The 12916-nt window shown below is 39.4% G+C and carries 13 protein-coding genes; 10 read left to right on the top strand and 3 right to left on the bottom strand.

All coding sequences use genetic code 11. The features are described 5' to 3' along the window. Positions 1–156: 156 nt before the first annotated feature. Entirely contained in the window at positions 157–1548 is a 1392-nt protein-coding gene (locus KPC_RS11800) for a GntP family permease (RefSeq protein ID WP_121974575.1), read from the bottom strand. A 508-nt stretch (positions 1549–2056) separates the two neighbouring features. Here KPC_RS11800 and KPC_RS11795 point away from each other — a divergent pair. Next, entirely contained in the window at positions 2057–3007 is a 951-nt protein-coding gene (locus tag KPC_RS11795; RefSeq protein WP_121974574.1) for a 3-hydroxyacyl-CoA dehydrogenase NAD-binding domain-containing protein, read from the top strand. Positions 3008–3131: 124 nt separating this feature from the next. Here the strand turns inward: KPC_RS11795 and KPC_RS11790 are convergent, their stop codons facing one another. Further along, on the bottom strand, positions 3132–3911 hold the full coding sequence (locus KPC_RS11790) for an IclR family transcriptional regulator (RefSeq protein WP_121974573.1): 780 nt from the start codon (positions 3909–3911) through the stop codon (positions 3132–3134). Between the two features lie 351 nt (positions 3912–4262). Here KPC_RS11790 and mdcA point away from each other — a divergent pair, with 351 nt between their 5' ends. From mdcA to madM, 9 genes are read left to right on the top strand one after another with little or no spacing between them, the layout of a single operon-like run. Continuing rightward, positions 4263–5942 carry a malonate decarboxylase subunit alpha gene (gene mdcA / locus KPC_RS11785; protein WP_121974572.1) on the top strand — a complete coding sequence of 560 codons (1680 nt, stop codon included), beginning with the start codon at positions 4263–4265 and terminating at the stop codon, positions 5940–5942. Beyond that, positions 5942–6811 (top strand): triphosphoribosyl-dephospho-CoA synthase, encoded by an 870-nt coding sequence (locus KPC_RS11780; RefSeq protein ID WP_121974571.1) that lies wholly within the window; start codon positions 5942–5944, stop codon positions 6809–6811. The genes mdcA and KPC_RS11780 overlap by 1 nt, the downstream gene beginning before the upstream one ends. 13 nt (positions 6812–6824) lie before the next feature. Beyond that, on the top strand, positions 6825–7124 hold the full coding sequence (locus KPC_RS11775; protein ID WP_121974570.1) for a malonate decarboxylase subunit delta: 300 nt from the start codon (positions 6825–6827) through the stop codon (positions 7122–7124). Beyond that, a complete protein-coding gene (locus KPC_RS11770; RefSeq protein WP_121974569.1) occupies positions 7117–7965 on the top strand; it encodes a biotin-independent malonate decarboxylase subunit beta in 849 nt (282 codons plus the stop codon). The genes KPC_RS11775 and KPC_RS11770 overlap by 8 nt, the downstream gene beginning before the upstream one ends. Continuing rightward, positions 7965–8789: a biotin-independent malonate decarboxylase subunit gamma gene (gene mdcE / locus KPC_RS11765; RefSeq protein WP_121974568.1), complete on the top strand. Its 825-nt coding sequence runs from the start codon at positions 7965–7967 to the stop codon at positions 8787–8789. Before KPC_RS11770 ends, mdcE begins: the two co-directional genes overlap by 1 nt. Further along, on the top strand, positions 8783–9385 hold the full coding sequence (locus KPC_RS11760; protein WP_121974567.1) for a malonate decarboxylase holo-ACP synthase: 603 nt from the start codon (positions 8783–8785) through the stop codon (positions 9383–9385). The genes mdcE and KPC_RS11760 overlap by 7 nt, the downstream gene beginning before the upstream one ends. A 13-nt stretch (positions 9386–9398) precedes the next feature. Beyond that, positions 9399–10331: a malonate decarboxylase subunit epsilon gene (gene mdcH, locus KPC_RS11755; RefSeq protein WP_121974566.1), complete on the top strand. Its 933-nt coding sequence runs from the start codon at positions 9399–9401 to the stop codon at positions 10329–10331. 56 nt (positions 10332–10387) lie between these two features. Beyond that, positions 10388–10807, top strand: a complete 420-nt coding sequence (madL, locus tag KPC_RS11750; protein ID WP_121974565.1) for a malonate transporter subunit MadL — start codon at positions 10388–10390, stop codon at positions 10805–10807. Next, entirely contained in the window at positions 10800–11567 is a 768-nt protein-coding gene (gene madM, locus KPC_RS11745; RefSeq protein WP_121974564.1) for a malonate transporter subunit MadM, read from the top strand. The genes madL and madM overlap by 8 nt, the downstream gene beginning before the upstream one ends. 39 nt (positions 11568–11606) lie before the next feature. Here madM and KPC_RS11740 read toward each other — a convergent pair whose 3' ends face one another. Then, the gene (locus tag KPC_RS11740; RefSeq protein ID WP_121974576.1) at positions 11607–12530 is read right to left on the bottom strand and encodes a LysR family transcriptional regulator; all 924 of its coding nucleotides are present in this window, start codon (positions 12528–12530) and stop codon (positions 11607–11609) included. Positions 12531–12916: the final 386 nt, after the last annotated feature.

The raw sequence follows: 12916 nt of genomic DNA, 5'->3' as shown, positions 1-12916 counted from the left end.
ATGATACATATCGTATCAATATAAATAGCATATTTATTATTGGATAGATATGCTTAATCTCTAAAAAAGTGTGTACAAATGAAAAAAATATTATTATCACGCTGTTATATGAAATTAAACACAGCGTGATAATGGAATGAATATGCCAAGATGGGCTTAAACCCAACCTGTTGCATAGAACACGCCAATAACAACAAAGGCAGTAATGATTTTAAAAATAGTGATACCAAAAATATCCTTATAAGCTTCACGGTGGGTCAGACCTGTTACAGCTAAAAGTGTAATTACAGCTCCATTATGCGGAAGTGTATCCATACCACCAGAGGCCATAGATGCAACACGGTGCATGACTTCGAGAGGAATATTCGCTTGGATGGCCATCGCATGGAACTGGTCTGCCATAGCACCGAGCGCGATACTTAAACCACCAGAGGCTGAACCTGTGATTCCCGCCAGGATATTGATCGTGATTGCTTCATTTAATAATGGATCACTAATGCCTTGTAACGAATTTGCTACGACCAAGAAACCTGGTAATGCAGCAATAATTGCGCCGAAGCCATATTCAGTACCTGTATTCATGGCAGCAAGCATCGCGCCACCAATTGCAGTTTTAGTATTTTCAGAGAAATTTTTGAAAATTGTTTTAAAACTAAAAATGATAATACACAAAATACCGCTACATAAGGCCCCAATCACTGCCCAGATCGCCAGAATTTTTTTCACTTCTATGCTGATCGGGTCTTTCATGCCTGCAAGCTGAAAATCAAAAACACTTGGATACCACTGCGGAATGTAATGTGTTAGAAGCAGATTCATTATCCCCACGATGATGAGAGGTAATATGGCAATGGCAGGATGAGGAAGTTTGATATCCTGAGCAATTTCTGGTTCATTTCTCAGATTAGTACCATATCCTTCATTATTTTTCTTGGCTTTTTTCCTTTTCAATTCAAGATAGATCAAACCGACTATTAAAATGAAAATCGACCCGATAATCCCGAGTATAGGGGCAGCCCAAGCCGTTGTGTTAAAGAAAGTTGTAGGAATGATGTTTTGAATTTGAGGTGTACCTGGTAATGCATCCATCGTAAATGTGAGTGCACCTAATACGATGGTTGCAGGAATCAGACGTTTGGGAATGTCACTTTGTCTGAACATCTCGGCTGCAAATGGGTATACTGCAAATACAACTACAAATAATGATACGCCTCCATAAGTCAATAATGCACATATAGTAACAATGACAGGAATGGCACGATGTGCACCCAAAATTTTAATCACTGCCTGTACAATAGATCTTGCGAACCCTGAAATTTCAACGAGTTTTCCAAATATTGCACCTAATAAAAATACTGGAAAATAGAGTTTGATAAAGCCAACCATTTTCTCCATGAAAACACTGGTGAATGCAGGAGCAACATCTGCCGGGCTTGTCAAAAAGACGGCAATTAAAGCAATAATAGGGGCAACGAGAATGACACTTAAACCCCGATATGCAGCAATCATTAATGTAACTAATGCTGCGATTGTAATGATAACACTCATGAGCTACCTCTCATAAGCATGACTAATCGTATAGGTTGAAGGCTATACAGCGACCATGCGTAATTTAACCAAACAAGATTCATTCTTGTTTTTACTGTTGTTTTGCAATTTCTGACTTTTATTATTCCACTGATCAGGAACCCCAAATTTCAAACAAAGAATCATTGCATCTAATCGTTATTTAAAAACAAAACTCCAATGAACAATCATCCTTTATTGATTGAAAAACTCTCCATAGTTTTCCTATTTAGTCATTCCTTTTTTTGAAATAATCAAAATAATGATACGATATGTATCATTATTAAATTAATAGCATAAAAATTAGTCATTGTGAATGTTTTTTAAATATATATTTTCTTTTTATTTTTTAAATATTTATTTTTTATAAAAGGTAAAAACTGAAAAAAGATCTATCTAAAAGTATCAAATAAAAATTATTGAAACCATTTAAAAGAAATGTTTTAGTGTGGTCTGGAAAAAAGAATGACTCTGGAAAAGGTGAGTTGAAATGAAACAGATCAAGAATATTGCCATTGTAGGAACAGGCGTAATAGGTGCGAGTTGGACTGCATTTTTTTTGTATAAGGGCTTTAATGTTTATGCCTACGATCCTGCACCTGATGCTGAAGAAAATTTAAAAAATCGTGTGACTATTTATTTACGTGATCTTTTTGAACTGGATCATGAAACAGATTTTGATGGGAAAGTTACTCAGTTACTCGCTCAGCTCCATTTTAAAAATGAGTTGGCAGATGCTGTAGCCGAGGCTGATTTTATTCAGGAAAATGGACCTGAGCGTTTAGATTTAAAACAGGATCTTTATTTAAATATTACGAAAAACTGTCCTGAAACAACCATTATCGCTTCTAGTTCTTCTGGTCTAAAAGTTTCAGATATTCAGAAAAACAGTCTACATCCTGAGCGTATCGTATTGGGACATCCTTTTAATCCTCCACATTTACTGCCACTGGTAGAAATCATTGGTGGTGAACAAACCTCTCAAACGTATAAGGATCAAGCATTTGAGTTTTATAGTCATTTAGGTAAAAAACCTATCTTGATTCATAAAGAAGTAAAAGGTCATGTTGCAAACAGACTTCAGTCTGCACTCTGGAGAGAAGCTTTTTATCTGGTTTCAGAGGGTGTGTGCAGTGCTGAAGATATTGATATCGCCATCACCAATGGTCCAGGTTTGAGATGGGCAATATATGGGCCATACCTCAATATGCAACTGGCAAATCAGCAAGGTTTTAAAGCTGCATTACATCATTTGGGTGGACCAATGATGGAGTGGTGGGGAGATATGCATGCTTATACATTAGATGAAAATGAAATTGAAAAACTAGATCAACAAACTCAGGTATTTATTGAAAAATTAGGTGAATTTGATTTACTTGCCAAACGTGATGAAGCATTGATAGATATATTATCCATGCGTAAAAAACTAGAATTGCCTTAGTTTTCGATATTGGTTTATTCGAGCTATGCTATTGAAAAATGGCGTAGCCAATATCTAGGGTTTGTTGACATTGCAAAACACCGCATTTGAAATATCAACAAACTCTTTTATTTTAATTTAGACATTATTCTTCAAGTGAATTTGCGATATAGGTCGTGAGATCCTTAGCTGCCTGCCTTAGATTTTTTTCATAAGACATCAGGTCATCAAGAGATTTTCGAATAGTAGGTGCATGAGTATAAAGGCTTGCAATAATTTCGCCATCTGGATGTAGTACAGGTACTGAACATGCCACCATCCCTGCTATAAATTCTTCGTTATCTGAACCAATATTTTTAGTACGAATATTTTGAATATTTTCTTCAAGTGCAGAAATATCAGTGATCGTATTTTTCGTAAATTGGGTAATACTCAGATTTTTTAATATATTGGCACGTTTTTCATTTGATAAATAACTTAAAAAGAGTTTGCCGCTTGAGGTACACCATAAAGGCACTTTTGAGCCGACAGGTAAATAAACCTGCAACGGCCAGTTGGTTTGTACCCGGTCAACATACAGCATTTGGTTATCCTGCAAAATTGCAATTCCGCAAGTTTCACCAATTTTACTTGAGAGTTTTTCTAAAATAGAGATCCGTTCAATGCGTGCTTTTTCATTATCCCAGACGTTGTATAGTAAACGATTGACACGATGACCGATAACTAGACCACCGTGTAAATCTACTTTGACATAACCTTCTTTTTCTAAAAGCTGGATCAATCTGTGAATACTGGGTTTCGGGATATCCAGCGAAATAGATAAATCCAGAGGAGATGGGGGATGGCTTGCTTCACCAATGGCTTCAATGATTTCTAATACGCGTGTTATTGATGATCCTTTATTTCGTTTCGCTTGATCATTCATGGGTAGGACTCAGTAAATGCATAAATAAGTTGAAATATTATAAAAATTGAAAAACCGTTTTATCTTATATGAATCTATCAAAAAAACATCGCAAAATTTACCTGAATATATAAATTATTTGTCATTTTACAAGGTAACCCAGATCATGGGGACATTATCGATAGCAATAACTGGGTTTGGGGACATATAGAAGTGGATGTAGTGAGGCATCCGATTTCTGGAATGTCAAAAATCCTGATCTTTTATAGTTAACTTCAGGTTAATGAATGCTACGTCAGGTTGATTGATTGAGAATTAATAAAGCGCTTTTATAGGTACAACATCCTTTACACCATTAATCAGGGAATCAACATGGGTGGATTAGTACAGCTTAAAGAGCGAATCTGGAACAAGCGCCGTCAAGCAAAACAAACAAAGCTAGATATTGTAAGCGAGTATACCGATGGGGTTGTTATTCCAACTGCACAGATTGTGACTGTTTTGGAAAAATTAATTAGTTCGGGTGATAAAGTTATTTTAGAGGGAAATAATCAAAAGCAGGCAGATTTTTTATCTCGCTCTCTGGTTCAAGTCAATCCTGAAATATTACATGACTTGCATATGATCATGCCAAGTGTTGGGCGAACAGAGCATTTGGATTTATTTGAAAAGGGAATTGCAAAAAAAATTGATTTTGCCTATGCCGGTACTCAAAGTCTGAGAATTAGTCAATTACTTGAAGATGGTTTATTAGAAATCGGTGCAATTCATACTTATGCTGAATTGTATGCGCGTTTGATGGTTGATCTTATTCCAAATGTTGTTTTATCAGCAGGATTTATGGCTGATCGTAAAGGTAATATTTATACAGGTTCAAGTACAGAGGATACACCAGCTTTAATAGAGCCAGCTGCATTTAGTGATGGCATTGTGATCGTTCAGGTTAATGAACTTGTTGATGATGTTAGTGAGTTACCGCGAGTCGATATTCCAGCCTCTTGGGTCGATTTCGTTGTCGTTGCAGACAAACCTTTTTATATCGAACCGTTGTTTACCCGTGATCCAAAGCATATTAAGCCAGTACATATCTTAATGGCAATGATGGCAATTAAAGGTATTTATGTAAAACATAATGTCCAGTCTCTCAATCACGGTATTGGTTTTAATACCACTGCAATTGAACTGATTTTACCGACATATGGTGAATCGTTGGGATTAAAAGGGAAAATTTGTAAAAACTGGACTTTGAATCCTCATCCAACCTTGATCCCGGCAATCGAGTCCGGATGGGTTGAAAGTGTTTTTTGCTTTGGTTCTGAACTTGGAATGGAAAAATATGTTGCGGCTCGTCCCGATATATTTTTTACGGGTAAAGATGGATCAATGCGTTCAAACCGTATGATGAGTCAAATGGCGGGGCAGTATGCCATTGATATGTTTATCGGGGCAACACTCCAGATCGATGCAGATGGTCATTCATCTACTGTCACTAAAGGTCGTCTGGCTGGGTTTGGTGGTGCTCCGAATCTTGGGCACGACCCTCGTGGTCGTCGTCATGCGACACCTGCATGGTTAGACATGCGCCAAATTTCAACTGATGAAACTGCGACTTATCTGGCACGGGGCAAGAAACTGGTCGTGCAAATGGTAGAAACATTTCAGGATGGTGGAAAAGCAACTTTTGTAAATCGACTGGATGCAATTGACGTTGCCAAAAAAGCTGGTATGCCGGTGGCTCCGATCATGATCTATGGTGATGATGTTACTCATTTGCTTACTGAGGAAGGTATCGCTTATTTATACAAAGCCAGAAGTTTACAAGAACGCCAAGAGATGATTGCTGCTGTTGCGGGAGTGACCAGTATTGGTCTGAATCATAATTCTGCAACGACTCAGCGTTTACGTGAAGAAGGTTTGGTGGTCTTTCCTGAAGATTTGGGAATTCGTCGTACAGATGCTACCCGAGAATTACTCGCTGCCAAAAATATTGCGGATCTGGTGGATTGGTCTGATGGGCTATATGAGCCTCCTGCAAAATTTAGGAGTTGGTAATGAATCTAGCTCATTTACAGACATCATTCAGTCTGAGCCACTCTTTGGCTACGCTTGCTGTTGAATCACTTATTGATGAAGTTAATTTGACACCAAAACCAGCTTTAGTTGATCGGCGTGGAAGTGGTGCGCATACAGATCTGACTTTGCCTTTGATGGAACAATCTGCCCGCAGTTTATTTCCAATGTTTGAAGCTATGGCTTTAGAAGCCATGCAAGCTTCTTGTATAGATCGAGATTTGCGTGAAAAAGTTGGCGAGATTGGTCGCAATGGTGAACAGCAGATGTTGCTTGTAACTCATGGGATCAATACACATCGTGGTGCGATTTGGGCTATGGGATTATCTGTAACTGCATCTGCATTTGTCATTCATAACAATGATTGCATTTCAGCAAGAGAGATTTGTGAAATCGTTGCTGAAATTGCACAGATAGAAGATCGCTTTATTCCCCAGCAAAAACTATCACATGGGCAACAGGTGCAAAAAAAATATGGTGTTCAGGGTGCAAAATATCAGGCACAGATGGGTTTTCCTGTTGTGATGAATCAGGGGTTGCCACAACTTTATCGAAGTCGTGCATATGGTATGCGGGAACAGTTTGCTCAGCTCGATGCATTTTTTGCCATGATGGCTGAACTTGAAGATACCTGTGTTCTGTATAGATCAGGTGAACTGGGTTTAAAGCGAATGCAGGCAGGTGCACAGCAGATTTTAGATGTCGGTGGTAGTTCAAGTCTGGCAGGGCGCAGAAAATTGAATGAACTGGAAGCAGATTTATTAAAAATAAAAGCTTCTGCGGGTGGAGTTGCTGATTTGTTAGCAGTAACTTTGTTTTTGGATCGTGTAGCGCAGAACTATCAACAATAACAAGGAACTAGATATGGAAATACTAAATTTTGAATTTCAGGCTGGTGAAACAGCAAATAAAAGTATCACTGTGGGGTGTGTGGGTTCAGGTGATCTGGAAATTTTATTACAGCCCAATACAGCAGGGATAGCAAAGATTCAAGTGACAACATCCGTTGATGGTAGTTCAGCGCGTTGGAAAAATTTATTTGAAAGGGTCTTTAGTGTGCAAGTACCACCTGCTGTCAACATTCAGATTAATGATTTTGGCGCAACTCCTGGTGTAGTGCGGTTGCGTCTGGAGCAAGCATTTGAAGAGGTGAAACATGGCTAATATTCAAAGTTTATTAGAAAAACAGAGCTTCAATGAGTTGACAGCAAGACAGCGTGCCCAAGCATTACTTGATATCGGGACGTTTCGGGAATTGGTTGATCCGTTTCAGCAAGTTACTTCTCCGTGGTTAGTGAAACAGAATATTGTTCCTCAGTCAGATGACGGTGTGATTGTTGCAAAGGGGCTGATCCAGCAACATCCGGTTGTGGTGATTTCAATAGAAGGCGTATTTCAGGGAGGAAGTCTCGGTGAGGTGGGTGGTGCAAAAATTGCGGGCGCACTTGAACTGGCAATTGAAGATAACCAAAAAGGCATACCTACAGCAGCTATTTTATTATTGGAAACTGGTGGCGTACGTTTACAGGAGGCAAATCTGGGCTTGGCTGCAATTGCTGAAATTCAGTCAGCGATTGTTGAGCTTAGGCAGTATCAACCTGTGATTGGTGTGATTGCAGGGAGTGTTGGTTGTTTTGGCGGTATGTCGATTGCGGCTGGATTATGTAGCTATTTGATCATGTCACGTGAAGGGCGCTTAGGTTTGAATGGGCCACAAGTGATCGAGCAAGAAGCAGGACTGGAAGAATATGATTCAAAAAATCGTCCATTTATCTGGAGTATTACTGGTGGTGAACAGCGCTTTCAGAGTCACTTGGTCGATGCTTTTATTGCAGATGACCGGATGCAATTACTTGATCAGGTTAGGGATTATTTAAAAACAGGAAAACCTGAAATATATAGAAGTACCCGGTATGATTTTTTTCTGAATCGGTTATTGAATGTGGATACTTCAGAGCAAATCACACCTGAACAGGTGCAGCACTTATATCAGGGAGAATCATGATGAATATGGACATTAACATATCCAAAACTTCGGTACGTGGAGCGAACTGGTTTAATGCACTGACTCAAAATTTTCGAAAAATTGATACAGGTTTAAATTCGGTTTTAGCAGCAGATGGAATGCTGGGTCAAAGTGAAATTCGCGTTATTGCTATTGTTCCAGATGCGCATAATATCTACCCTCGTTCTAGACACGGAGAAGCGGGCTTACTCGAAGGATGGACGTTATCCAGAGTTGTCGATGATGTTATACAGGTAGATCAGGACAAGGAAAATAAAAGAAGTATTTTAGCCATCGTTGATGTACCGAGTCAGGCATATGGACGCCGTGAAGAATTACTGGGGATACATCAAGCTTTGGCTGGAGCTGTAGACAGTTATGTCCGTGCACGCTTGGCCAAACATCCGGTGATTAGCCTGTTAGTTGGCAAGTCTATGTCGGGGGCATTTTTGGCACATGGTTATCAAGCCAATCGCATCATCGCTTTAGATGATCAGGGTGTCATGGTGCATGCTATGGGCAAAGAGTCAGCTGCAAGAGTGACATTACGGACAGTGGAAGAGATGGAGCAATTAGCTGCCAGTATTGCACCTATGGCTTATGACTTAAAAAGTTATGCCAGTTTAGGATTACTCTCAGATATTTTGACTGTATCGAATCCTGAAAATCCAGATGAAGCCGATGTGCAAAAGGTCATCGGGCATCTTTTAAATGCAGATCAGGATATCCGACAAAGTCAGTCTATAGATTTAAAACATCGTCTAAATGCTCCAAATCGTCAGGCGTCAAAATATGTACGTCAGTTATTGCGTGAGCAATGGTGATGAATACATGCTATCAAGCCCATGATTTGTTATGGGGAATGACTGATGACTGGTTAGAGTCTGCTGCGCCTGACTGGATAAAAGATGTACTTTCTCAAAATCAACCTGTAGTTGTCAGGCGTGCACAGCCCCCCCCTGACATGGTCGCTGTAGGCGTAAGAGGGAAGCATAGACATCAACGTTATGCTACGCAAATGCCGAAGTCTATGGTTTCTCGGCAGTTAAAACCTGAAAATTTGATTCATCTGGATGCTGCAAAGTATCCCCATATAGAAGAACAGTTTCTACATGTGCACCGAGTATTGATTGATTATATCTGGGGCTATACGGGAAGTTTTGCCTATGAGCTGGCAACTGGAATGAACGTATTAACTGAAAATAGTGATATTGATTTGATCATTCGTGTTGATACATATCTCGAGAAAGATTTGGCAAAATTTTTATTTGATCAATTACGGGTCAGTGGATTGAAACTGGATATCCAGCTACAGACGCCTCAGGGTGGAGTGGCGTTAAAAGAGTGGATGCAGACAACAGATCAGGTTTTATTGAAACGTAATGACACTGCACTACTTGTTGTAAATCCATGGGCATAAAAAGGAAAGTCCAATGGCAACTATATGGGTATATCCAGGGCAAGGTGCTCAGAAAGTAAACATGTTGCATGAGTTGCCTCAGACAAAACGGATCAAGCAATATTTAGAACAGGCAACGGATGCTTTACAACAGGATGTATTTGAGCTGGATCAGGCAGAGGCTCTGGAAAACACCAGAGCAGTTCAGCTCTGTTTACTGATTTCGGGTGTGTGCAGCTCAGATTTGCTTTTGCAACAAGGTGTTCAACCTGACTTTGTGGCAGGGCTTTCCATTGGTGCATGGTCAGCAGCTGTAGTGTCAGGAGTACTCAGATACGAAGATGCGTTAAAACTTGTTGCTTTAAGAGGAACATTGATGCAAGACGCATTCCCAAAAGGATATGGCATGTATGCACTACTTGGTGCAGATCAGCAGCTTGTCGAGTCTTGGGTTGATCAGGTTTATCAACAGACAAAAAGTGTTTTTATTGCAAATATCAATGCGCATAACCAGATCGTGATTTCGGGGGCAATAGATGCAATGCAAAGGGTTGCACAAATTGCAAAAGCGCAAGGTGCGGTGATAAAGCCATTAAATGTCAGTATCCCTTCGCATTGTGAGCTGTTAAGTAGTCAGGCAAAGCAACTCTATAAGGAAATGGAGGGAATCACATTTAAACAGCCTCAAATTTCATATTTGAGTGGAACATCAGCAAGGCGAATCATTCAGGGTGATCTGATCAAAGAGGATCTGGCTTTTAACATGTGCAGAACAATTGACTGGGAAAGTACAGTGGAAGCGTCATGGGAGCGAGGTAACCGGTTACAGATTGAAATGTTACCAGGAACAGTATTAACAGGCTTGGCAAAACGTGTGTTTAAAAATGGCAAAGTTTTATCTTTTCAGGGAACACGAATAGATAGCTTGGTAGATGCGATGAATGAGGAATCCCAAAGCATCTATTAAAACAATGGAAAATAGCAGGTAGAAGTGAATCTACAAAGCAATAAGAGGGAAATCAAATGATTATTTATGGAGTGGGATTGCTTGCAATCTGTACTTTGGTAGGCGTTATCATTGGAGATGGTTTAGGTATTTTATTTGGCGTCAGATCAAATGTCGGTGGTGTGGGTATTGCCATGATTTTACTGATTGCAATACGCTATTTTGCACATAAAAGAAGAATACTTTTACCTGAAACTGAAAAAGGTGTGGCATTCTGGGGCAGTATGTACATTCCTGTTGTTGTTGCAATGGCAGCTCAACAAAATGTAGTTGCTGCACTTTCGAGTGGTCACATGGCTGTGCTGGCTGCAATTTTTTCAGTGCTTGTATGCACTTTGGTGATTGCAGGTCTAAGTCGTTATAAAAAAGGCGATCCTTTACCAAAAGAAGAAGATGAACTTGGATTAGAACGTATAGGGGGTAAAGCACATGGCTGATTTACTTCTCAAGGATTTAACCCATCTTGGCTTGATTACTGCATTTGCCTTGATTGCTCTGATTATGTGGTTCTCCACCAAACTTTCAAAATATTTGACCAATGGCCGGGTACATGGCTCTGCGATTGCCATCATTATCGGCTTGATTTTGGCATGGGCTGGAGGGACATATACTGGTGGTCAAAAAGGGTTAACCGATATTGCCCTGTTTTCAGGTGTAGGCTTGATGGGTGGTGCAATGCTGCGTGACTTTACTATCGTTGCTACCGCTTTTGAGGTTCAGGTTACAGAAGCTAAAAAGGCAGGTTTTATCGGGGCCTTTTCATTGCTACTCGGTACGATTTTACCTTTTATTGTAGGGTGTATTTTTGCGTGGGTTTTTGGTTATCGGGATGCAGTGAGTATCACAACCATTGGTGCAGGCGCAGTGACTTATATTGTCGGACCTGTGACGGGAGCAGCGATTGGAGCAAGTTCAGATGTCATGGCACTATCGATTGCAACGGGTTTGGTAAAGTCAATCTGTGTTATGGTCACGACGCCGATGACAGCAAAATTTATGGGATTGGATAATCCCCGTTCAGCCATGATCTTTGGAGGTCTAGCTGGAACAGTAAGTGGCGTTTCAGCTGGACTTGCTGCGACAGACCGCCGTCTCGTACCTTATGGGGCGCTGACCGCAACGTTTCATACAGGACTAGGCTGTTTGATGGGACCAACCATACTGTATTTTACTGTACGTGCAATTATCGGTGTTTAAAATCAATAAAAGGCAATCCGGATACATAACAGGATTGCCTTATTTAGCTGGTAAATAATGTTTGGAAAACATACGGCACTCTGCGATCAATGCTAAAAGATTAGGATCACGTTCACGGTGTTTCAGGAAAATTAATCCAATTTCCTGTTGAATATGGTACTTTGCCTGTAAAGGAATAAGTTTTACCGAGCTTTCATAAACAGAAGAAATCCGGCCTGGGAGTAAAGCCATGCCAACCCCTGAACTGACCATGCTGATCAGGGTGAAAATATCACTCACCTGGAGCGCAATATTTGGATCAAACCCTGCTTTTTTGAAAATGATGTCACTATCATTATGTGTTGCAAATCCTTTGGTTAACGTAATAAAGGTTTCATCTTTTACTATACTGAGATCAATTTCTGGTAAATGGGCATAAGGTGAATCTTTATGCACTGCCAAAAATATATCATCAGAAAACATGGGAAGATATTCAAAAGCAGAATCTATGGTACTGTCATTTAAAGCGACAATAATCGCATCAAGCTCGTTGGCTTTAAGTTTTTTAACCAGATCAAAATTTGAATTGAGTAATAGTTGTATATCCAGTTCACCACGCCTGATTTTTAAACCACTGATGATCGAAGGTAATGTGTTCACTGTCAGTGAATAGAGTGATCCCAAATTCAGAACTTTAGCAGCAAATCCGGCAGCTTCTCTGGTTTTTTCTACAGCGACAATGATATCCCTGACAATTTTTTGTGAATGTTCTTCTAAGACATAGGCACTTTTTAAGGGAATCAGATTACGTCCTTCATTTTTAAACAATGAACACTTGAGTGCTGCTTCCAGAGAATGTAAGGCTTTATGAATACTGACATTGCTCATCTGCATTTCATTAGCAGCTTTGGTAAGATTACCATTACGCATGAATGCTAAAAAAATCTGGATTTTTTTCAGGGTGATTTCTTCGTCAATTTCCATATTCGGGTCATCCATATGTGGTCATCCAGTTTATGATAAATTCATGAAATATCTATTAAACTTTATATCAGATTAAAAGTATTATATTGATAATATCTTGCTTTTTATGATTTATAACGCATGGAGCAACGTTGATTATGGAGTTGATCGACATCATTATGCAGGCTGGGAAAAGTGCCATAAATATTGCACTTTATACCTTACTGCCAATCATGGTTATAATGCTGATTTTATATTCTTTTATTTTTAGGTGATTATTATACTAATATATTTCTACTTTAAACTGTTATGGAGGAAAATCCTGACATCAGGCTCTAAAATTTTCTTTAATATTTAATGGAATTTAAGGTGGTTAATTTATTTTGGTACTGTACTAGGTTAATAAT

Origin of the sequence: Acinetobacter stercoris (assembly GCF_900323515.1) — a bacterium.
Classification (GTDB): Bacteria; Pseudomonadota; Gammaproteobacteria; order Pseudomonadales; family Moraxellaceae; genus Acinetobacter; species Acinetobacter stercoris.
This window is presented reverse-complemented; position numbering and strand designations above follow the sequence as displayed.

Bases quoted from the DNA above. Each gene is read 5' to 3' on its own strand.
- mdcA (WP_121974572.1), top strand. From the start codon at position 4,263: ATGGGTGGATTAGTACAGCTTAAAGAGCGAATCTGGAACAAGCGCCGT.
- KPC_RS11800 (WP_121974575.1), bottom strand. From the start codon at position 1,548: ATGAGTGTTATCATTACAATCGCAGCATTAGTTACATTAATGATTGCT.
- KPC_RS11740 (WP_121974576.1), bottom strand. From the start codon at position 12,530: ATGGAAATTGACGAAGAAATCACCCTGAAAAAAATCCAGATTTTTTTA.
- KPC_RS11760 (WP_121974567.1), top strand. From the start codon at position 8,783: ATGGTGATGAATACATGCTATCAAGCCCATGATTTGTTATGGGGAATG.
- KPC_RS11775 (WP_121974570.1), top strand. From the start codon at position 6,825: ATGGAAATACTAAATTTTGAATTTCAGGCTGGTGAAACAGCAAATAAA.
- madM (WP_121974564.1), top strand. From the start codon at position 10,800: ATGGCTGATTTACTTCTCAAGGATTTAACCCATCTTGGCTTGATTACT.
- KPC_RS11780 (WP_121974571.1), top strand. From the start codon at position 5,942: ATGAATCTAGCTCATTTACAGACATCATTCAGTCTGAGCCACTCTTTG.
- KPC_RS11790 (WP_121974573.1), bottom strand. From the start codon at position 3,911: ATGAATGATCAAGCGAAACGAAATAAAGGATCATCAATAACACGCGTA.
- mdcH (WP_121974566.1), top strand. From the start codon at position 9,399: ATGGCAACTATATGGGTATATCCAGGGCAAGGTGCTCAGAAAGTAAAC.
- mdcE (WP_121974568.1), top strand. From the start codon at position 7,965: ATGAATATGGACATTAACATATCCAAAACTTCGGTACGTGGAGCGAAC.
- KPC_RS11795 (WP_121974574.1), top strand. From the start codon at position 2,057: ATGAAACAGATCAAGAATATTGCCATTGTAGGAACAGGCGTAATAGGT.
- madL (WP_121974565.1), top strand. From the start codon at position 10,388: ATGATTATTTATGGAGTGGGATTGCTTGCAATCTGTACTTTGGTAGGC.
- KPC_RS11770 (WP_121974569.1), top strand. From the start codon at position 7,117: ATGGCTAATATTCAAAGTTTATTAGAAAAACAGAGCTTCAATGAGTTG.